The sequence below is a fragment of the Thermus sp. genome (genome assembly GCF_040290245.1).
Taxonomy (GTDB): domain Bacteria; phylum Deinococcota; class Deinococci; order Deinococcales; family Thermaceae; genus Thermus_A.
The window spans coordinates 1965-3035 of sequence record NZ_PSMQ01000102.1 but is presented as its reverse complement, the minus strand read 5'-3'; the positions used below and the strand labels follow the sequence as shown (position 1 = coordinate 3035).

Genomic DNA, 1071 nt, shown 5'->3' with positions numbered 1-1071 from the left:
CCCGGGTACCCGCTTTGGCCCAGGGCCTGGAGGGCGAGAATCTGGCCAACTTGGAAAAGGGCCTGCAGCAGGCCCTCGGGAAGGGCTTCAAAGATCTTACCCCTTCGGATGCGGTCAAGCTCACCACGCCCGCCATCGCGGAAAGCGGCGCTAATGTCCCGGCCGAGGTGGAGGTGAATCTGCCGGCAAGCCAGGTGAAGGCCATCCACCTCTTCGCGGACCAGAACCCCACTCCCCACATCGTGGCGGTGTCCCTCATGGGGGCCTTGCCTTACTACGCCTCCCGGGTCCGGCTAGCCCAGACCACGGCGGTTCGGGCGGTGGTGGAGACCGCGGATGGAAAGCTCCTTTTGGCCTCGGCGAGCACCCGGGTTACCGTGGGCGGGTGCGGTTAAGGAGGTACGAAGATGGCGATCCGGATGCTCATCCGCTTTACCCCGGCCAAGCCTAAAGTGGGGGAGGAGTTCAAGCTCCAGGTGGTGGCCCAGCACCCCATGGAGCCGGGGACCCGCAGGGACGACAAGGGCAACCTCATCCCCGCGAACTACATCAACCTCCTCGAGGTCTACTTTGAGGGGCAGAAGGTGGCCGAGATCAGGCCCGGTCCGTCCACCAGCGCCAACCCCCTCTTCGCGCTCAAGTTCAAGGCGGACAAGCCGGGCACCTTCACGGTCAAGGCCAAGGATACGAACGGCGACACGGGCGAGGCCCAGAACAAGCTCGAGCTGGCCTGAGAGAGGCGCCCGGGAAACCCCGGGCGCCTTTGGACCACAGAGGTTCTTATGCGGGTACTTCTTTGGGGGATGCTTCTTCTCCTCGCCTGGGGTTTGAGCCAGGAGGTGGACCCTAGGGAGGAGGCCAAGCGGCAGAAGGAGCTCTTGCTCCAGACCGCCGGGGTTCTGCCCAGCGAGCTTATCGTCGAGCAGGGAAAGGAGCTCTTCTACGCTAAGCGGGGGCCCAAAAACGCCTCCTTGGAGGGGTGCGATTTCGGCCTGGGCCCAGGGGTCCTTAAGGGCGCCTCGGTCCGTCTTCCCCGGTACTTTATGGATACGAACAAGGTGGAGGACCTGG

The 1071-nt window shown here is 64.2% G+C and carries 2 protein-coding genes and 1 pseudogene; all 3 read left to right on the top strand.

The features are described 5' to 3' along the window. Positions 1–395: thiosulfate oxidation carrier protein SoxY (locus tag C4301_RS09635; RefSeq protein WP_352414854.1), on the top strand; the 395-nt coding region annotated here is incomplete at its 5' end. Positions 396–407: 12 nt separating this feature from the next. Then, positions 408–734, top strand: coding sequence for a thiosulfate oxidation carrier complex protein SoxZ (gene soxZ, locus C4301_RS09630; RefSeq protein ID WP_352414853.1), 327 nt, complete (start codon positions 408–410; stop codon positions 732–734). Positions 735–782: 48 nt separating this feature from the next. Beyond that, positions 783–1071 (top strand): annotated as a pseudogene (locus tag C4301_RS09625) (sulfur oxidation c-type cytochrome SoxA); the annotation flags it as partial.